This window comes from Paraoerskovia marina DSM 21750 (assembly GCF_000701465.1).
Lineage (GTDB): Bacteria > Actinomycetota > Actinomycetes > Actinomycetales > Cellulomonadaceae > Paraoerskovia > Paraoerskovia marina.
Genome location: NZ_JNIY01000010.1, coordinates 43341 through 62445, shown reverse-complemented (window position 1 = coordinate 62445; position 19105 = coordinate 43341). Strand labels below are relative to the sequence as shown.

At 69.8% G+C, this 19105-nt stretch carries 16 protein-coding genes and 2 tRNA genes; 5 read left to right on the top strand and 13 right to left on the bottom strand.

All coding sequences use genetic code 11. From position 1 onward, the window contains the following. The first annotated feature begins 1 nt into the window (after position 1). Positions 2-2077 (top strand): Stk1 family PASTA domain-containing Ser/Thr kinase, encoded by a 2076-nt coding sequence (gene pknB / locus Q343_RS0112365; RefSeq protein ID WP_029253881.1) that lies wholly within the window; start codon positions 2-4, stop codon positions 2075-2077. A gap of 82 nt (positions 2078-2159) precedes the next feature. On the opposite strand, the gene Q343_RS0112360 is transcribed toward pknB, so the two are convergent. Together Q343_RS0112360 and Q343_RS0112355 are read right to left on the bottom strand one after the other, a co-directional pair. Next, positions 2160-2825 (bottom strand): aminodeoxychorismate/anthranilate synthase component II, encoded by a 666-nt coding sequence (locus Q343_RS0112360; protein ID WP_029253880.1) that lies wholly within the window; start codon positions 2823-2825, stop codon positions 2160-2162. A 37-nt stretch (positions 2826-2862) separates the two neighbouring features. Next, positions 2863-3603: a DUF881 domain-containing protein gene (locus Q343_RS0112355; RefSeq protein ID WP_043110072.1), complete on the bottom strand. Its 741-nt coding sequence runs from the start codon at positions 3601-3603 to the stop codon at positions 2863-2865. A 132-nt stretch (positions 3604-3735) separates the two neighbouring features. Here Q343_RS0112355 and Q343_RS0112350 point away from each other — a divergent pair, with 132 nt between their 5' ends. Continuing rightward, on the top strand, positions 3736-3990 hold the full coding sequence (locus Q343_RS0112350; RefSeq protein WP_029253878.1) for a cell division protein CrgA: 255 nt from the start codon (positions 3736-3738) through the stop codon (positions 3988-3990). Positions 3991-4061: 71 nt separating this feature from the next. Here Q343_RS0112350 and Q343_RS0112345 read toward each other — a convergent pair whose 3' ends face one another. Together Q343_RS0112345 and Q343_RS0112340 are read right to left on the bottom strand one after the other, a co-directional pair. Continuing rightward, a complete protein-coding gene (locus tag Q343_RS0112345) occupies positions 4062-4865 on the bottom strand; it encodes a rhomboid family intramembrane serine protease (RefSeq protein WP_248616830.1) in 804 nt (267 codons plus the stop codon). An 83-nt stretch (positions 4866-4948) separates the two neighbouring features. Next, a complete protein-coding gene (locus Q343_RS0112340; RefSeq protein WP_029253876.1) occupies positions 4949-5488 on the bottom strand; it encodes a peptidylprolyl isomerase in 540 nt (179 codons plus the stop codon). 130 nt (positions 5489-5618) lie between these two features. Here Q343_RS0112340 and Q343_RS0112335 point away from each other — a divergent pair, with 130 nt between their 5' ends. From Q343_RS0112335 to Q343_RS14200, 3 genes are all read left to right on the top strand, one after another. After that, positions 5619-6659 (top strand): hypothetical protein, encoded by a 1041-nt coding sequence (locus Q343_RS0112335; RefSeq protein ID WP_052367190.1) that lies wholly within the window; start codon positions 5619-5621, stop codon positions 6657-6659. 148 nt (positions 6660-6807) lie between these two features. Then, entirely contained in the window at positions 6808-9330 is a 2523-nt protein-coding gene (locus tag Q343_RS0112330; protein ID WP_043110071.1) for a heavy metal translocating P-type ATPase, read from the top strand. Between the two features lie 51 nt (positions 9331-9381). Continuing rightward, complete coding sequence (locus Q343_RS14200; RefSeq protein WP_248616829.1) at positions 9382-9996, top strand: CueP family metal-binding protein; 615 nt, start codon at positions 9382-9384, stop codon at positions 9994-9996. A gap of 66 nt (positions 9997-10062) precedes the next feature. Here Q343_RS14200 and Q343_RS0112320 read toward each other — a convergent pair. From Q343_RS0112320 to gnd, 9 genes are all read right to left on the bottom strand, one after another. After that, positions 10063-10138, bottom strand: a tRNA-Ala gene (locus Q343_RS0112320). 31 nt (positions 10139-10169) lie between these two features. Beyond that, positions 10170-10289, bottom strand: a complete 120-nt coding sequence (locus Q343_RS15490) for a DLW-39 family protein (protein WP_211249010.1) — start codon at positions 10287-10289, stop codon at positions 10170-10172. A gap of 32 nt (positions 10290-10321) precedes the next feature. Next, a tRNA-Ile gene (locus Q343_RS0112310) sits at positions 10322-10395 on the bottom strand. Positions 10396-10457: 62 nt separating this feature from the next. Next, complete coding sequence (locus Q343_RS14955; RefSeq protein WP_248616828.1) at positions 10458-11318, bottom strand: DUF3566 domain-containing protein; 861 nt, start codon at positions 11316-11318, stop codon at positions 10458-10460. A gap of 2 nt (positions 11319-11320) precedes the next feature. Next, positions 11321-13891: a DNA gyrase subunit A gene (gene gyrA, locus Q343_RS0112300; protein WP_043110080.1), complete on the bottom strand. Its 2571-nt coding sequence runs from the start codon at positions 13889-13891 to the stop codon at positions 11321-11323. A 140-nt stretch (positions 13892-14031) separates the two neighbouring features. Next, positions 14032-16083, bottom strand: coding sequence for a DNA topoisomerase (ATP-hydrolyzing) subunit B (gene gyrB, locus Q343_RS0112295; protein ID WP_029253870.1), 2052 nt, complete (start codon positions 16081-16083; stop codon positions 14032-14034). 329 nt (positions 16084-16412) lie between these two features. Then, positions 16413-17003: a DciA family protein gene (locus Q343_RS0112290; protein ID WP_029253869.1), complete on the bottom strand. Its 591-nt coding sequence runs from the start codon at positions 17001-17003 to the stop codon at positions 16413-16415. Then, positions 16996-18186, bottom strand: coding sequence for a DNA replication/repair protein RecF (recF, locus tag Q343_RS0112285; RefSeq protein WP_029253868.1), 1191 nt, complete (start codon positions 18184-18186; stop codon positions 16996-16998). The genes Q343_RS0112290 and recF overlap by 8 nt, the downstream gene beginning before the upstream one ends. Before the next feature lie 25 nt (positions 18187-18211). Beyond that, complete coding sequence (gene gnd / locus Q343_RS0112280; protein WP_029253867.1) at positions 18212-19105, bottom strand: phosphogluconate dehydrogenase (NAD(+)-dependent, decarboxylating); 894 nt, start codon at positions 19103-19105, stop codon at positions 18212-18214.

Genomic DNA, 19105 nt, shown 5'->3' with positions numbered 1-19105 from the left:
GGTGGAGAACGCTCCCCGAGTTCTCGCCGGCCGCTATGAGGTCGGCGAACTCATTGGTCGCGGAGGAATGGCCGAGGTCCACATCGGCCACGACACACGCCTCGGGCGTACGGTCGCAATCAAGATCCTGCGCTCCGACCTCGCCCGCGACCCGTCCTTCCTCACCCGGTTCCGGCGCGAGGCGCAGTCTGCCGCCGCGCTGAACCACCCCGCCATCGTCGCCGTCTACGACACGGGCGAGGACATCCACACGGACACGCAGGGCGCGAGCGTCCACGTGCCTTTCATCGTCATGGAGTACGTCGAGGGCCAGACAGTCCGGGACATCGTCCGCGACGGTCAGTCGGTACCGATCGAGGAGGCCGTCGAGATCACGGCCGGCGTCCTGGCCGCGCTCGAGTACTCGCACCACGCCGGGATCGTCCACCGCGACATCAAGCCCGCGAACGTCATGATCACCCCGACCGGGGCGGTCAAGGTGATGGACTTCGGCATCGCGCGGGCCATGGCCGACTCCGCGGCGACGATGACGCAGACGCAGGCCGTGATCGGCACCGCGCAGTACCTCTCCCCCGAACAGGCGCGCGGCGAGACCGTCGACGCCCGCTCCGACCTCTACTCCACCGGCTGCCTCTTCTACGAGATGCTCACGGGCCGGCCGCCGTTCGTCGGCGACTCCCCCGTCGCCGTCGCCTACCAGCACGTGCGCGAGACGCCGCTCAAGCCGTCCGACGTCGCCCCCGACGTCCCCGAGGTGCTCGACCGGATCACGCTCAAGGCCCTCGCGAAGGACCGCACCGACCGCTACTCGAGCGCGGGCGAGTTCCGCGCCGACCTGGACGCGGCCTCCCGCGGGACGGCGATCTCGGCGGGTGCGCTCGGCGTCGTCGCCGCCGGAGCTGCTGCCGCCGGCGCCGCCGGGGCCGCCACCCAGGTGATGGGTGCCGCCGACTCGACCCAGGTCATGGGCGCGACGCAGGAGAACCCCTGGGGAGCGACCGCGCTGCAGAACCCGACGTCGGGGACGCAGCCCGTGCCCGTCGACCCGGACGAGGAGGAGCCCAAGAGTCGCAAGGGTCTGATGTGGACCCTCATCGCCATCGGCGCCGTCGCGATCGCCGCGATCGTCGCCTTCCTCCTCCTCGGCGGGGAGAAGGAGGCCACCGAGTTCGAGGTGCCCGCGATCAGCGAGGGCATGACGGTCGACGAGGCGCGCGACCTGGTCGAGGGTGTCGAGGGCGCCGAGTTCACGCTCGACGACCGCCAGCGGGCGGACGACGCCGAGGCCGGGACGTTCCTCGAGCAGACTCCCGAGGGCGGGACGATGCAAGAGAAGGGCGCCGAGATCGTCGGGTACTGGTCCTCCGGGCCCGACTCGGTCGAGGTTCCCGACGTCGTCGGCCAGTCGCAGGACGACGCCCGGGCCGCGATCGAGGCGGCAGGGCTGAAGGTCGGCAGCACGTCGACCGAGGACAGCAGCAGCGTCGCGGCCGACCACGTCATCAGCACCGACCCCGCCGGGGGCGACCCGGTCGAGGCCGGGGCCACCGTGAACCTGACGCTCTCGACCGGCGAGTTCGACGTCCCCGACCTGACCGGCATGTCCGAGGACGAGGCCACGAGCACGCTGAGCGACGCCGGCCTGAACAGCTCGGTCCGTTCGGAGCAGAGCGCCCAGCAGGAGCCGGGCGACGTCTTCCGGCAGGACCCCTCCGCGGGCACCAGCGTCACGGCGGACACGACCGTGACGATCTGGATCGCGGAGGAGCCCGAGGTCGAGACGACGACGGTCCCCGACGTCACGGGGCTGAGCCAGAGCGACGCCGAGGTCAAGCTCCGCCAGGAGGGCAACCTGAACTCCACGGTGACCACCGAGGCGTCCGACTCGGTGGCCGCCGGCCAGGTGATCCGTACCGATCCCGGCTCCGGCTCCGAGGTGGAGGTCGGCACGGTCGTGACGATCGTCGTCTCGACCGGGCCGTCCGGCGAGTCGGACGAGCCGGGCAACGGCAACGGAAACGGGGACGACGGCGGTCCGAACACGGATCCCACCACGGAGCCCGGCGCGGACGGCTGACGCTCCGCCGAGGTAGACCCGCACGCACGAACGGCCCGCAACCACGGAGGTTGCGGGCCGTTCGTGCGTCGATGGACCGGTGCTAGCTCCGGACCAGCGGAGCCATCCCGGCGGAGCGCTCGACCGCACCGATTCCGCCGCAGAGCTCGAGCCAGTTGGCGAGCAGGCGGTGGCCGCCCTCGGTCAGCACCGACTCGGGGTGGTACTGCACGCCGTGCAGCGGGAGGTCGCGGTGCTGCAGGCCCATGACGACGCCGTCCGCCGTCTCCGACGTCACCTCGAGCACGTCCGGGACGCTCTCCCGCAGCACGGCGAGCGAGTGGTAGCGGGTGGCCGTGAACGGTGAGGCAAGTCCCGCGTGGACGCCGACGCCGTGGTGCTCGACGCGGCTGGTCTTGCCGTGCATCAGTTCCTCGGCGTGCGTCACGGTCCCGCCGAACACCTCGGCGAGCGCCTGGTGTCCCAGGCAGACGCCCAGCATCGGCGTTCGGGACCGCGCACAGGCGCGGATCACGTCCTCGCTCGCGCCGGCGTCGCGCGGGGTGCCCGGGCCGGGAGAGACGAGGACGCCGTCGAACACCGTGCCGTCGACGTCGCGGAACCGGCCGTCCTCGTCCGGAGTGGGGACGGCGTCGTTGCGCACGACGACGGTCTCCGCACCGAGCTGGTCGAGGTAGCCGACGATGGTGTAGACGAACGAGTCGTAGTTGTCCACGACGAGGATTCTGGGGGCCTTCACGGTCGCCATTGTGGTGCACCTTCAGGTCGGAACGGAAGTGGGTGGCTCACGAGGCCACCTCGTCGAGCTGGTCGTCGGGGAGCCGGGCGTAGGAGAGCTCGACGCTCTCGGTCCGCGGCATCTCGAGCCCGGTCTCGTCGGAGATGTCGAGCCCGAGCCCGACGACGTCGACCCAGCTGCGGTAGATCTCGACCGCGTCGGAGTCGTCCATGCCCGCGCGGAGCGCGTCGGGGTCGCCGATGGCCTCGACCACGTAAGGCGGGGAGTAGACGCGACCGTGCAGGATCAGGACGTTGCCGACGCAGCGGAACGCCGTGGTCGGCCCGACCCGACGCCCCTGGAGCGTCATCGCCTCGGCCCTGCCGGCCCAGAGTGCGTTGACGAAGCCCTGGAGGTCCTGCTGGTGCACCACGAGGTCGTCAGGACGGTAGTCGTCCGACAGCGCGGAGTCGGGTGCGTCGTTGAGGCTGACCCGGACGCCGTCCCCCTCGACGGCGATCGAGCCGGAGACGACGCGCATGTCCGCGGAGGTCCCGTCCGTGGCGTCGACGCCCGCCTCCTCCTGGAGCGTGGAGATCTCGGCGTCGAGATCGTCGACCTCGTCCTGGAGGTCGGCCACGCGCTCGGACTCCTGCGCGACGAGCTCGGGAAGGTTCTCGGCGTGGCGGTCGCTCGACCCGTTGGCGAGGCTCGCGCTGGCCGTGAACATCAGGCCGCAGATGACGAGCACGACGAACACGCTCAGCGCGCTGCGCACACGCGCTCGCGTCAGGTGCCGACTCTTCACCCTGTCCACCTCCTCGACCCGGTCTCCGCCGGATGGTCGGACTCTACGCCCGCGCGCACTACGCTAGTCGACGAGCGACGGTGCGGTTGCGCCGTCCGACGCCCGATCCGTCAAGTCCTCGCAGGAGAACCCGTGCCCGAGTCCAAGCGTCGCAAGAAGAAGGCCCCTTCCACCGTTCCTGCGGTGTCGAAGAAGGAAGAGGTCAACCCGCCGTGGCTGCTCCCGACGATGCTGACCCTGATGCTGGTCGGCCTCTCGTGGATCGTCATCTTCTACCTGACCTCCGGGAAGATGGACCTGCCGATCCCCTCGATCGGTCAGTGGAATCTCGCCATCGGGTTCGCGTTCATCATCGCGGGCTTCTCGCTCACCACCCGCTGGAAGTAGGCGTTCCACCCCCGGGGACCGTCGTCCCCAGGGGTGGATAACCTGTGGATAACTACACCGATGTGGTTCCCTCAGGCGCCGAGCAGGCTCCCGATCGACGGGACCGTCGAGTACTTCCACACCGTGAGCCCGAGCAGCACCACGCCGACGACGGCCGGTGCCAGCCAGGCCACGAGCTGCCGCTTGTCCCGCGGTGCGTACGCATAGGCCGCGCCGAGCACCAGGCCCACCAGGAGCCCGCCGACGTGAGCCTGCCACGCGATGTTGGGGATGAACAGCGGCAGTGCCAGGTTGATCGCGATCAGCACGAGGATCTGTGACGCGTTGCGGCCCAACTTCTTCATGGCGAAGAAGATCGCGCCGAAGAGCCCGAAGATCGCCCCGGACGCCCCGACGACGGCGGTGCGCCACGAGTCGTCGAACGGGCTCGCGAGCATCAGGACACCCACCTGCCCGCCGACCGCGGCGAGCAGATACAGCGTGATGAACCGGGCCCGGCCGAACGCCGGCTCGAGGTACTGGCCGACGATCCACAGCGCGTACATGTTGAACAGGATGTGCAGCGGGCTCGTCGAGTGCAGGAACGCGGCCGTGAGGAACGTCCACGGCTCGTCCTGACCGATCGACGGTGCGAACCACCACCGCTCCGTCCACGCCCCGCCCGTGGCGAGCTGGAGCACCCAGCTCACCACGCAGATGCCGATGATCGTCAGCGTCACCACCGGCCGGCCCTGGCGGATCTCGCCGCCGAACACCGTCCGCGCCGAGCGGGTGGTGCGTGCCGACTCCTTGACGCAGTCGACGCACTGGACCCCGACGGCGGCGGGGCGCTGGCACTCGGGGCACGCCGGCCGTACGCAGCGCTGGCAGCGCACGTACGACGGGCGATCGGGGTGCCGCGGGCAGACGGGAACCTCTCCCGTGCCCTGCGGCGCCCCGGGGGTGGACGCGCTGATGATCAGTCCTCGATGGTGACGGACTTGATCGTGACGTCCTCGACCGGGCGGTCGCCCGGGCGGGTGCGGACGGCGTTGATCTGGTCCACGACGGCGCGGCTCGAGTCGTCGGCGACCTCACCGAAGATGGTGTGCTTGCCGTTGAGCCACGGGGTCAGCGTCGTCGAGATGAAGAACTGCGACCCGTTGGTGCCCTCGGTCTCTCCGGTGACGGGGTTGCGGCGCGAGCCGGCGTTCGCCATCGCGAGGAGGTATTTGCGGTCGAAGCTCAGCTCCGGGTGGATCTCGTCGTTGAACGTGTAGCCGGGGCCACCCGTCCCGGTGCCCAGGGGGCAGCCACCCTGGATCATGAAGTCCTCGATGACGCGGTGGAAGATCAGACCGTCGTAGAACGGGGCGTTGCTCTCAGCGCCCGTGCGCGGGTCGGTCCAGGCCTTCTCGCCCGTGGCGAGACCACGGAAGTTCTCGACGGTCTTCGGTGCGTGGTTCTCGAAGAGCTCGATGCGGATGTCGCCGGCAGAGGTGTGGAGTGTCGCAAACATGTCGACATTCTCGCACGGGCGTGCGGATCCCGGGCCTGATTCGTCACAAGTTGCCGATGCCGGGTGCGACGTATCGGACGGAGTGGCAGAGTGACGTAGAAGATAACCGCGCCACAACGATCGGAGCTCCATGGTGGGAAAAAACCGGAAGTCCGCCAGCACGGCGGCCGCCTCCATCGACACGGAAAAGCTGAAGGCACAGGGCGCACAGCTCGCAGCCCAGTTCCAGGAGGCGCGTGAGCAGGCAGGGCCCGCGGCACGGCAGCTCGCCGACCAGGCGAAGGACGCTGCCGGAGCGGCCCGCGACTGGGCCGCTCCGCGTGCCGAGAAGGCGTGGAACGAGAGCGTGATCGCCGCGGCGCCGCGCATCGAGGCCGCCGCCGACAAGGCTGGCCCGGCCATCGACAACGCTCACGCCAAGTTGCGTGACGAGGTGATCCCCAAGCTCGTCGCGTCGGTCAACGCCGCCGCGGAGAAGGCCGGCGACACGGCGAAGCAGGCGGGCAAGGCGACCATCGCCGCTGCCGACTCCGCCGTCGCGGACCTTCAGAGCAACGTCGAGGCCACGGGCAAGGCCGCCAAGAAGGCTGCCAAGAAGGCCGAGAAGGAAGCGGCCAAGGCCGACAAGAAGTCCCACAAGGTGCTGTGGACGGTCGTCGCCGTCGGTGCCGCCGGGACCGCCGTCGTCCTCTGGCGCCGCGCCCAGCCGACGGACGACCCCTGGTCCGACCCGGTCGAGCCCGCCAGCGTCCCCGCGTCGAGCGCGAGCTCACCGGTGGGCCGTGCCGCGGAGTCGGTCGGCGAGGCCGCCGGGACGGCCGTCTCGAAGGGCCGCGACGCCGCCGACAAGGCCGCCGCGGTCGCCAAGGACGCCGCCGGCAAGGCGAGCCACGCGATCGACGACGCCAAGGACGCCACCAAGAAGGTGGCGGACAAGGCACGGGGCACGGCCGACAGCGCCGTGGACTCCGCGAAGGACGCGACGAACGACGCCGCCGACGCGACCAAGGACGCCGTCGACGACGGCACCGAGGCCGTCAAGGATGCTGCGGAGAAGTCTGCCGACGCTGCCCAGGGCACGGCGGCGAAGGCTTCCGACGCCGCGAAATCAGCGGGCTCCAAGTCCTCCGGGACCCCGAAGCCCGGCCCCAAGGGCGGGTCGACGAAGTGACCTCGGGTCGGGTGTAGCCCGACCCTCGGACGAAGGCCGTGCCCCTCGGGGCGCGGCCTTCGCGCATCTCCGCCACTTCCTTGACATCGAGGTACCCCCACGGGGTACTGTGTTGATACCCCCTACGGGTATATGGCAAGGAGTCACCATGGCAGACCGCACCCCACCCGCACCCGAGCAGCAGGACGAGCACGCCCTCCCCCTCGGCGAGGTCGACCTCGCCATCTCCGGGATGACCTGCGCATCCTGCGTCGCCCGCGTCGAGAAGAAGCTGGGGGCCGTCGAGGGTGTCGAGGCGACCGTCAACCTGCCGCTCGAGACGGCGCACGTCCTCCTCACCGCCCCCGTGACCGACGAGGCACTCGTCCAGGCCGTATCCCGCGCCGGGTACACCGCGCGGGTCACCGGACGCCGCTCGACCGACGCGCCCGCCGGTGACCACCCCTCCGCCCCGGAGAGCACCCACGCCGACGCCCACGACCCGACGGAGCACGCCCTGTCCGGCCACTCGATGGCCGAGGGGCACCAGATGGTCGAGGGCGAGGACACCTCCGCGCCGACCCCGGACCGCGGAGCCGACCTCAGACGACGATTCCTCGTCTCCGCCGTGCTCGCGGTCCCGGTCGTCCTGCTCTCGATGGTGCCCGTCCTGCAGTTCCCCGGGTGGCAGTGGGTCGTCGCCGCGCTCTCGCTCCCCGTCGTGGTGTGGGGCGCGTGGCCGTTCCACGCCGCGGCGTTCCGGGCCGCGAGGCACGGAGCGTCGACCATGGACACCCTGGTCTCGATCGGCGTGATCGCGGCGACCGCGTGGTCGCTCTGGGCACTCCTGCTCGGCGGCGCCGGAGAGATCGGGATGCAGATGGAGTTCTCCCTCCTCCCCTCCCGCGAGCACACGGGACCGCCGGAGCTCTACTTCGAGGTCGCCGTCGTGGTCACCACGTTCCTGCTCGGCGGACGCTGGGCGGAGCACCGCTCACGCCGTCGCGCCGGGGACGCGCTGCGTTCCCTCCTGGAGCTCGGCGCCAAGGACGCCGAGCACGTCCTCACGGACGACGACGGCGCTCCCCGCCGCGAGAACGGGCGGTTCGTCACCGAGTCGGTCGACGCCTCCGACCTCCGCGTGGACGACCTGTTCACCGTGCGCCCGGGGGCCACGGTGGCGACGGACGGCGTCGTGGTCGAGGGCACCAGCGCGCTCGACACCTCCCTGCTGACCGGCGAGCCCGTGCCGGTCGACGTCTCCCCCGGTTCCGACGTCACCGGTGCCACCGTCAACACGTCCGGGCACCTGCTCGTGCGTGCGACCCGGGTCGGGGACGAGACGACTCTCGCCCGCATCGGCCGCCTCGTCACGCAGGCGCAGACCGGCAAGGCCCCGGTGCAGCGCCTGGCCGACCGCATCTCCGCGGTCTTCGTGCCGATCGTCCTGGTGATCGCGGTGCTCACGCTCGTCGGCTGGCTGCTCGCCGGCGCCGACACGGCGTTCGCCTTCACCGCGGCGGTGGCCGTCCTGATCATCGCGTGCCCCTGCGCCCTGGGCCTCGCCACCCCGACCGCACTGCTCGTCGGCACCGGCCGTGGCGCCCAGCTCGGCATCCTGATCAAGGGTCCGGAGGTGCTGGAGTCGACCCGTCGCGTCGACACGATCGTGCTCGACAAGACGGGGACCGTCACCGCCGGTGAGATGGCGCTCGAGACCGTCGTCCCGGCCCCCGGCACCGACGCGGACGACGCCCTCGCCCACGCCGGCGCGGTCGAGGCGCTCAGCGAGCATCCCATCGCGCAGGCCGTCGCCGCCGCGGCCGAGACGACCGCCGACCCGACCGCGCAGACCGGTGGCGACGGCGTCACCATCGGGTCGCTGCAGGCGTTCGACTTCACCTCCACCCCCGGCGGGGGCGTCGAGGCGGTCGTCCGCCAGGCGCACTCGGGCCTCTCCCCCGCGTCCACAGGCCTGGGGACAGGCTCGCTGAACGCGCGCCGCGTCGTCGTCGGCCGCCTGAGCCTCCTCGAGGCGGACGGGCTCACCATCCCACCCGAGATTCACGACGCCGTGGCCGAGGCCGAGCAGTCCGGTGCCACCGCCGTCGTGGTCGGGTGGGGCGGCTCAGCCCGCGCGGCCCTCGTCCTGCGGGACGCGGTGAAGGAGACCTCCGCCGAGGCCGTCGCGCAGCTGCGTGACCTGGGGCTGCACCCGATCCTCCTCACCGGGGACTCCGAGGCCGCCGCCCGGACCGCCGCCCGCACCGTCGGGATCGACGAGTCCGACGTGATCGCGCGCGTCCTGCCCGAGGACAAGGCCGACGTCGTGGCGCGGCTGCGCTCCGAGGGCAAGACCGTCGCGATGGTCGGCGACGGCGTGAACGACGCCGCAGCCCTCGCCGGGGCCGACCTCGGCCTCGCGATGGGCACGGGCACGGACGTGGCGATCGAGGCGTCCGACATCACGCTCGTGCGGGGCGACCTCCGCTCCGCCGCGACCGCGATCCAGCTCTCGCGCGACACCCTGCGGGTGATCAAGCAGAACCTCTTCTGGGCGTTCGCCTACAACGTCGCGGCGATCCCGCTCGCGGCAGCCGGTCTGCTCAACCCCATGATCGCGGGGGCCGCGATGGCACTGAGCTCGGTGATCGTCGTCGGGAACTCCCTGCGGCTGCGCCGCGCCGGCTGACAAGGCCCCCCTCGACCGTCCCCGCCCGGACCCCGAACGAAGGATCTCGACGTGCCTCACCGCCCTGTGACTCCCCGAACCGTGATTCCCCGCCCCGTGGCGCGCCGGACGGCAGCCCTCACCGGTGCGCTGCTCGCAACGGTTGTGCTCCTCGCCGGGTGCTCGACGCCGGACGTCTCCACCGGGAACGACGACCTCGAGACCTACGGACTCGACGGGATGTCCGCCAAGGAGATGATCGACTCCCTCGAGGCCACACCCCTCGACGCACGGGCGACCGATCTCATCGCCTCGGTCCAGCCCACCGACCTGGTTCTCAAGGCGGGGTCCGGGGAGACGACCCTTCCCCTGCCCGACGACGAGTTCTACCTCTCGGTCGCGCCGTACGTCGACGAGACGCACCCGTGCTCGATGCACTCGCTCACGACGTGCACCGGGGAGCTCGGCGGCGAGGAGATCGCCGTGACCGTGGTGGACGACGCCAGCGGCGAAACCCTGCTCGACGAGACCCGTGAGCTCGCCGACAACGGGTTCGCGGGCCTCTGGCTCCCCCGCGACATCGAGGCGACGCTGACGATCACCCACGACGGAAAGACCGCGACAGCACCGGTCACGACCGACGAGAACGCGGAGACGTGCCTGACGACCATGCAGCTCTCGGCATAGATCCCTGGCCTGCCGCAGTTCTCCTCACGACGAAGGGCACCGACCGCGATGGTCGGTGCCCTTCGATGGTGGAGCCAGCGGGACTCGAACCCGCAACCCCCTGCTTGCAAAGCAGGTGCGCTACCAATTGCGCCATGGCCCCGCACCTCGCACGATCTGCGAGGTTTGCCGCGTCACTCGAACGTGTCGGTGACCTCAGCCCAGAGGTCGCGCTCTTCAGCGTTCTCCGTGTACTTGCGCCAGACGAAATAACCGACTCCCGCAGTGAGTGCAATGACGAGCAGCTTCTTCATGCGATCTCTCCTCCGTCGGATCGTCCGTGCAGTGGGCCCAGGAGGACTTGAACCTCCGACCTCTTCGTTATCAGCGAAGCGCTCTAACCGCCTGAGCTATGGGCCCGTGCGCCCCAAAGGGCGCGACGGTTGACGATACCTGATCTCAGCCGTCGTTCCCAAACCGGATCACTCGTCGGTCAGTGTGACGTGTATCCCACCGACCGCCGCGGCGACCAGGTTGTAGATGAACGCGAAGATCGTGGCGATCGCGGTCAGGAGCACGAGGTTCACGATCGCGATCAGCGCCGCGAGCGAGAGTGCACGGTCGAACGCGACGTACTGCAGCACGTCGACCGGGTTCTCCTCGCCCACGATGCTCTGCACGAGCCCGTCGATCTCCGTAAAGACGCCGAGCCCGTCGAGGGTGCTCCAGAACATCGCGGTCGCGACGACCCAGAGGATCCCGAGCGCGAACGACATCAGGAATGCCAGCTTCATGACGGACCAGGGGTCCACCCGCGAGACGACCAGCCGGACCCGACGGACCGACCCGTCGACCGCGGCCGGAGCCGTCGCGGTGGCCGTGCCGGTCGTGCCGGCGGCGCTCCACTGCTGGGACGACGCCGGCTGCTCGCGACCCGGCATCGCGCTCGTGCCTTCCGCGCCCGCCGAAGCTCCCTGAGGTGCTTCCTGCGCCCCGGAGGACGCCGCGGCGTTCTCCCGCTGCCCGTAGCGCTCCTGACGGGCTGCCTGCGCCTCGGCCGTCGCGCTCGCCACCCGGTCACGGGCGGAACGCGCGACGGACATGGCGGCAGCAGCAGCCTTCGCGGCCGAGGACTTCACGCCGGCGGTGGCCGACGACGCCGGGACCGTCGGCTGCTCCGTCGTCGCCGGGGGTCCGGGAGGAGTCGTCGTGCTGCCGGGTCGCTCGACCGACTTGTCCTGGTCGAACGGAAGGTCAGCGTCCTTGGCGGTGTCCTTGGCGGTGTCCTTCGGCTCAGGAGGCGGGGGAGGCGTGTCGGTCTTCAGCCGGTCGTTGGTCGTCATTCTCAGGCTTCCTCGCTCGTGGCCGCATCCGCATCTGCTGCAGATCCGCCGCCAGTGGCTGGGTCGGTGTCGTCCACCGTAGCGCCATCCTCGGCAAGTCGACTCTCGACGTTCCGCGCGACGGCGATGATCCGGTCATTCTTGCCCGGCTTCGCGAAGGTCACGCCCTGGGTGTTGCGCCCCGTGAGGTTGACCTCGGCGACCGCGGATCGCACGATCTTGCCGCGCTCCATGATGACGAGCACCTCGTCGTCCGCCTCGGTGATCAGCGCGCCTACAAGGTCCCCGCGCGCCTCGACGAGGTTCGCGACCTTGATGCCGAGCCCGCCGCGGCCCTGCACGCGGTACTGGTCGATCGGCGTGCGCTTGGCGAACCCACCCTCGGTGACGACGAAGAGGTCGCACCCTGGCACGACCACGTCCGCCGAGAGCAGCTCGTCGTCCTCACGGAACTTCATCCCCGTGACGCCCGACGTCGCACGGCCCAGCGGGCGAATGGCGTCGTCGTTCGCCTGGAATCGGATGGACTGGCCCTTGCGCGAGACGAGGATCATGTCGTCGGTCGCGTCGACCAGGCGTGCGGCGACGAGCTCGTCCGCCACACCCTCGTCGTCCTCGCGCAGGTTGATGGCGATCAGGCCGCCGCTGCGGGGGGAGTTGTACTCGCTCAGGCGTGTCTTCTTGACGAGACCGCGGCGGGTCGCGAGGACCAGGTACTCCGCGGCGTCGTAGTCGCGCATGCCCAGCACCTGGGCGATCTTCTCGCCGGGCTGGAACGCCAGCAGGTTGGCCACGTGCTGACCCTTGGCGTCGCGGCCGCCCTCGGGGAGCTCGTAGGCCTTCGCGCGGTAGACACGACCGAGGTTCGTGAAGAACAGCAGCCAGTGGTGCGTCGTCGTGACGAAGAAATGGTCGACGATGTCGTCCTCGCGCAGCTGTGCACCACGCACGCCCTTGCCGCCGCGACGCTGTGCGCGGTAGTTGTCGGAGCGGGTCCGCTTGACGTACCCACCGCGGGTGATGGTGACGACCACGTCCTCCTCGGCGATGAGGTCCTCCATCGAGACCTCGCCGCCGTAAGGGAGGATCGTCGTGCGGCGGTCGTCGCCCCACTTGTCGACGATCTCGTCGAGCTCCTCGCGCACGATCTCGCGCTGCCGGTTCTCATCCGCCAGGATCGCGCGGTACTCGGTGATCAGACGCTGCAGGTTGTCGTGCTCGTCGATGATCTCCTGGCGCTGCAGCGCGGCGAGCCGGCGGAGCTGCATGTCGAGGATCGCGCGGGCCTGCCGCTCGTCCACGCCGAGCAGCTCCATCAGGCCGGTGCGCGCGGCGTCGGCGTCGGGGGAGCGGCGGATGAGGGCGATGACCTCGTCGAGCTGGTCGAGCGCCTTGAGGTATCCGCGGTAGATGTGGATGCGCTGCTCGGCCTCGTTGAGGAGGTAGTTGGTGCGGCGGACGATGACGTCCATCTGGTGGGTGGTCCAGTGCCGGATGAAGGCGTCCAGGCTGAGCGTCCGGGGGACGCCGTCGACGAGCGCGAGCATGTTGGCGCTGAAGTTGTCCTGCAGCTGCGTGTGCTTGTACAGGTTGTTGAGCACGACCTTCGCGACGGCGTCGCGCTTCAGTACAATCACGAGACGCTGACCTGTACGCCCGGACGTCTCGTCGCGGATGTCCGCGATGCCCTGGATACGCCCGTCCTTGACGAGGTCCGCGATCTTCAGGGCCAGGTTGTCGGGGTTCACCTGGTACGGCAGCTCGGTGACGACGAGGCAGATGCGGTTCTGGATCTCCTCGACGTTCACGATCGCGCGCATCGTGATCGACCCACGGCCCGTCCGGTAGGCCTCCTCGATCCCGGCGTGCCCCAGCACGGAGGCGCCCGTCGGGAAGTCCGGTCCCTTGATCCGCTGCAGGAGAGCCTCCAGCAGCTCCTCCTTGCTCGCGTCAGGGTTCTCGAGGTGCCAGCGCACGCCCTCCGCGACCTCGCGCAGGTTGTGCGGCGGGATGTTCGTGGCCATGCCGACGGCGATGCCCGAGGATCCGTTCACCAGCAGGTTGGGGATCCGCGACGGGAGGATCAGCGGTTCCTGCGTGCGCCCGTCGTAGTTGTCGCCGAAGTCGACGGTGTCCTTGTCGATGTCGCGGACCATCTCGAGCGCGAGCGGAGCCATCTTGCACTCCGTGTATCGCGGCGCGGCCGCGGGGTCGTTGCCGGGGGAGCCGAAGTTCCCCTGACCCGCGACGAGCGGGTAGCGCATCGACCAGTCCTGGACCAGGCGGACCAGTGCGTCGTAGATCGCCGAGTCACCGTGGGGGTGGAACTTTCCCATCACGTCGCCGACGACGCGCGAGCACTTCGAGAACGAGCGGTCCGGACGGTAGCCCCCGTCGTACATCGCGTAGAGCACGCGGCGGTGCACGGGCTTGAGGCCGTCCCGCACGTCGGGGAGCGCACGGCCCACGATCACGCTCATCGCGTAGTCGAGGTAGGAGCGCTGCATCTCGAGCTGCAGGTCCACGGGCTCGATCCGGCCGTGGTGCACGGCCAGGGCGGCGGCCGCGGCCACCGCGTCCTCGCCGGTGGGTACTGCAGGGGTCTCGGGCGTGGGGTCCTGGTCAGGAGTCTGCTCGTCGGTCACGTGTTACCTCGTCTCGGTTGGGCACCCGGCATCAGGCCGGGCCGTCCTGGGCTCAGAGCGGCGGTGCGCTAGATGTCCAGGAACCTCACGTCCTTGGCGTTGCGCTGGATGAACCCACGACGTGACTCCACGTCCTCCCCCATCAGCACGGAGAAGATCTCGTCGGCAGCGGCAGCGTCGTCCATCGTGACCTGCAGCAGGGTCCGGTGCTCGGGGTCCATCGTGGTGTCCCAGAGCTCGGAGTAGTCCATCTCGCCGAGACCCTTGTAGCGCTGGATGCCGTTGTCCTTGGGGATCCGCTTGCCCTCGGCCTGGCCGGCGGCGAGGAAGACGTCGCGCTCCCGGTCGGAGTACACGTAGTCGTGCGGGGCGTTCGACCACTTCAGGCGGTACAGGGGTGGCTGTGCGAGGTAGACGTGCCCGCCCTCGATCAGCGGCCGCATGTAGCGGAACAGCAGCGTCAGGAGCAGCGTGTTGATGTGCTGGCCGTCGACGTCGGCATCGGCCATCAGGACGATCTTGTGGTACCGCAGCTTGCTGATGTCGAAGTCCTCGCCGATCCCCGCGCCGAACGCGGTGATGATCGCCTGGACCTCCTGGTTGCCCAGCGCACGGTCGAGACGCGCACGCTCGACGTTCAGGATCTTTCCGCGGATCGGGAGGATCGCTTGGTACTCCGGGTTGCGGCCACGCACGGCGGAACCGCCGGCGGAGTCACCCTCGACGATGTACACCTCGCAGAGCGAGGCGTCGTTGGACTGGCAGTCGCGCAGCTTGCCGGGCATGCCGCCCGACTCGAGCAGGCCCTTGCGGCGTGTGGCCTCGCGGGCCTTGCGCGCGGCCATCCGCGCCTGCGAGGCCTGGATCGCCTTGCGGATGATGTCCCGGGCCTCGGTGGGGTGGGAGTCGAACCAGTCGGTGAGCCGCTCGCGGACGATGCGCTGGACGAAGGTCTTGGCCTCGGTGTTGCCCAGCTTGGTCTTGGTCTGGCCCTCGAACTGCGGCTCGCCGAGCTTGACGGACACGACGGCGGTCAGGCCCTCGCGGATGTCGTCGCCCGTGAGGTTGTCGTCCTTCTCCTTGATGATGTTCTTCTCGCGCGCGTAGGAATTGACGAGCGACGTCATCGCCGCACGGAAACCCTCCTCGTGCGTCCCGCCCTCGGTGGTCGAGATCGTATTCGCATAGGTGTGTACAGATTCGGAGTACGCACTTGTCCACTGCAGGGCGATCTCGGCGGAGATGCGCTTCTCCGTGTCCTCCGACTCGAAGTCGATGATCTCCTCGTGGACCAGGTCGACCTTCTTGGCGCTGTTCAGGTGCTTGACGTAGTCGACGAGCCCGCCGTCGTACTTGTACGAGACGACGCGCGGCTTGTGTGCCTCGGCTCCCTCGGTCGCCTCGTCGTCGAGCTCGTCGCTGCCCGTGACCTCGTCGTCGGTGTCGATGTATCCGGGTCGCTCGTCCGTCAGCGTGATGCGCAGTCCCTTGTTGAGGAACGCCATCTGCTGGAACCGGGCGCGGAGGGTCTCGAAGTCGAAGTGCGTCGTCTCGAAGATGGTCCCGTCGGGCCAGAAGGTCTGCGTCGTACCCGTCTCTTCGGTCGCCTCGCCCTGGTCGAGCCCGGTCTGGGGGACGCCTCCGTCGGCAAAGCGCTGCGACCAGACGTAGCCGTCGCGGCGGACGACGGTCTCCACCTTCTCGGAGAGTGCGTTCACCACGGAGATACCCACGCCGTGGAGACCTCCGGAGACCGCGTACCCGCCCCCGCCGAACTTTCCGCCCGCGTGCAGGATCGTCATGACGACCTCGACCGTCGGCCGGTTCTCCGTGGGGTGCATCGCGACCGGAATGCCGCGCCCGTTGTCGGAGACACGCACCCCGCCGTTCGCGAGGAGCGCGACGTCGATCGTGTCGGCGTGACCGGCGAGCGCCTCGTCCACAGAGTTATCCACAACCTCGTACACGAGGTGATGGAGGCCACGCTCTCCCGTCGACCCGATGTACATGCCAGGACGCTTGCGAACAGCCTCAAGGCCCTCGAGGACGGTGATGTTGCCTGCGTCGTACGATCCGGCGTGCGGCTCCTGTGCCTTGACCTCCGGCGTCGTACCAACCACGGGCGAAGGATCGTCGTGAGGGCCGGGAACGGTGGGATTGCTCTGGTTTTCCACGGGTTGAGAGGCTCCTCGTCGTCGTGAGCACCCCACGGGGTGGGGAAACTCACCGATCACGCGTTCCGAACCCCACGAGAGGAGATCGGACCGGTGGGGGCACCTGCACGACCGACCCACGGGGGACCCGGACTGACAGCCCTATCCTACCCGCAAATCCGCAGAAACTGGTGGATGAACGGGCCCGTCCACAGAGTTTTCCACAGGCTTTTCCACCGGGGGAGCGAATCGCCTGCTGACGACGGTCCGTCGACGCCGACCCGCAGGCACGAGGTTCAACCCCATGTGTCGCGCGGGCCCTTTCCTCGGACGGACCTGGGGCCTCGCTTGAAGGACGGGCCGGCGGGCCCGAGCACCGTCAGCTCCGTGACGACTCCGTCCCCCACCTCCTTCGCTATCGTGTTGAGCACCTGCGGGGTCAGGATCCGCATCTGCGTCGCCCAGGCGGTGGAGTCCGCACGGATCACGAGGACCTTGTCGTGGAACGTCTCGGCGACGCAGTGGTTCGCGACGTCGTCGCCGACGATCTCCCTCCACCTGCCCACGACCCCACCCACCGTGACGTCTGCCGTCCATCCCCGTTGGCGCAGCAGGTTGGTGATGGCGTCGCCGAAGAGCTGGGGGTCGCGCGCGCCGGGCCCCTTGCGCTCGGCGGTCGCCGAGTCCGCCAGCGGGCTGGGACGACGTCGCCCCGGCCGGATCCCCCGTTCCTTCGCCTGGAGCCGGGCACGGTCCAGCGCCGCGCGCGCGACCGAGGCCGGGGGAGTGAGGTCGACGCGCTCGGCGAGGGGACGATGGTCGGCGACAGGTGCGACGTCGTCCCCGTCCTCCCCCTCAGGCGCGGCCGGGACGGACGGATCACTCACGGGTCACCTCACCCGTCCGGACACGGAAGCGCGCCCCGTCGAGGACCCCGGGCACGTCGTCGGGCACGGCCGCGGTGACCAGGACCTGCCCAGCCGTCGACACGATCCCCGCCAGACGTTCCCGACGGCGCACGTCGAGCTCGGCGAAGACGTCGTCGAGCACCAGGACCGGCTCACCGTGGGCCCCCCAGTCCGCCGCGCCCGCCAGGAGCCGCAGGTCGTCCGGAACCCCCTGCGTCATCACGTGGAAGGAGGCCAGTCGAAGCGCCAGGGCGAAGGACCAGGACTCTCCGTGGCTCGCATAGCCCTTGGCGGGCAGGTCGCCGAGGTCCAGCTGGAGCTCGTCGCGGTGGGGGCCGACCAGGCTGATGCCACGCTCGATCTCCCGGTCCCGAGACTCCACGAGCTGGGCCGAGAAAGCGCGCTGGATCTCCGCGACGCCGGGGACGGTGCCGCCGACGCCGGGGGAGAGGTCCTCGACCGTCGGGACGTAGGTGATCTCGGCATTTCCCTGACCGCCGCTGACCTCCTCGTACGCGGACGCCACGTACGGTCGCAGCGCGGCGATCGCCTCGAGCCGCAGCGCGAGGACCTGGGCTCCGAGGTCCGCGAGCCTGTCGTTCCACACCTCCAGAGTCGCGAGCTCGGCGGCGACGTCGCCCCGACGTGCGCGGACGGAGGCCTGCTTGAGCAGGGCGTTGCGCTGACGCAGGACGCGGTCGTAGTCGGAGAGGGTCGCCGAGGCGCGGGGGACCAGGAGCACGGAGAGCTGGTCGAGGAACCGTCGACGGCCTGCCGGATCACCCTTGACCAGAGCGAGGTCCTCGGGGGCGAAGAGCACTGTCCGCACGATTCCGAGGACGTCGCGCGCCCGACCCGGGGCACCCCTGTTGACCCGCCCGCGGTTGGACCGGCCCGGTGTGATCTCCAGCTCGACGGTCTGGGCCCGGTCTCCCCGGACGACGCGGCTGCGGATCATCGCGCGCTCGGCCCCGGCTCGCACGAGGGCAGCGTCGCCAGAGACCCGGTGGCTGCCGAGCGTGGCCAGGTACCCGATCGCCTCGACGAGGTTGGTCTTGCCCTGGCCGTTGGGGCCGACGAACGCGTTGATCCCCGGGTCGAGCTCCACGTCGGCCTGGGCGTAGGACCGGTAGTCGACCAGCGAAAGATGTGAGACGTACATCAGAGAGAAGTACAGGTGTACACGGTCACCCGTCGGCGGACGGCTTCGTCGCGTGGCCACCGAACTGGTGACGCAGAGCCGCGACCGCCTTCATCGCCGGCGACTGGACCTGACGGCTCGAGAACCGGGCGAACAGCGCCGCGGAGATCACCGGCAGGGGCACCGCGTTGTCGATCGCCTCGTCCACGGTCCAGCGCCCTTCGCCCGAGTCGGCGACGAAGTCGTCGATGCTGCCGAGTGAGGGATCCTCCTCGAGGGCGGCGACGAGGAGCTCCAGAAGCCAGGAGCGGACGACGGTACCCCGGGTCCACGCCTTCATGGTCCCCGTGACGTCATGGACGACGTCCTTGGCCGTCAACAGCTCGTAGCCCTCGGCGTACGCCTGCATGAGGCCGTACTCGATGCCGTTGTGCACCATCTTCGCGTAGTGGCCCGCACCGACGTCGCCCGCGTGGACGAACCCCTCGTCCCGCGGACCCTCCGGGCGCAGCGCGTCGAAGACGGGCATGGCGACGTCGACCACGGCCGCGTCACCGCCTGCCATGAGGCCGTATCCGTTCTTCAGACCCCACACACCGCCCGAGACACCGACGTCGAGATAGTCGATACCGTGCTCAGCCAGGACACGCGCGTGCTCGGCGTCGTCGACGTAGTGCGAGTTCCCACCGTCGATCACGATGTCGCCCGAGCGGAGGATGCCGGCGAGCTCCTCGACCACACCGCGGGTGATGTCGCCGGCCGGCACCATGACCCAGACGATGCGGCGCTCGTCCTCGAGAGCGTCCGCCAGGGCGGTCAGCGAGGGGACGTCGCTGACCTCAGGGTTCTGGTCGTACCCCGTCACCTCGATACCCGCTGCTCTCAGGCGGGTACGCATGTTCGCGCCCATCTTGCCGAGACCCACGATGCCGATGTGCAT

Bases quoted from the DNA above. Each gene is read 5' to 3' on its own strand.
- Q343_RS0112360 (WP_029253880.1), bottom strand. From the start codon at position 2,825: ATGGCGACCGTGAAGGCCCCCAGAATCCTCGTCGTGGACAACTACGAC.
- Q343_RS0112340 (WP_029253876.1), bottom strand. From the start codon at position 5,488: ATGTTTGCGACACTCCACACCTCTGCCGGCGACATCCGCATCGAGCTC.
- Q343_RS0112335 (WP_052367190.1), top strand. From the start codon at position 5,619: ATGGTGGGAAAAAACCGGAAGTCCGCCAGCACGGCGGCCGCCTCCATC.
- Q343_RS0112330 (WP_043110071.1), top strand. From the start codon at position 6,808: ATGGCAGACCGCACCCCACCCGCACCCGAGCAGCAGGACGAGCACGCC.
- Q343_RS15490 (WP_211249010.1), bottom strand. From the start codon at position 10,289: ATGAAGAAGCTGCTCGTCATTGCACTCACTGCGGGAGTCGGTTATTTC.
- Q343_RS14955 (WP_248616828.1), bottom strand. From the start codon at position 11,318: ATGACGACCAACGACCGGCTGAAGACCGACACGCCTCCCCCGCCTCCT.
- recF (WP_029253868.1), bottom strand. From the start codon at position 18,186: ATGTACGTCTCACATCTTTCGCTGGTCGACTACCGGTCCTACGCCCAG.
- gnd (WP_029253867.1), bottom strand. From the start codon at position 19,105: ATGCACATCGGCATCGTGGGTCTCGGCAAGATGGGCGCGAACATGCGT.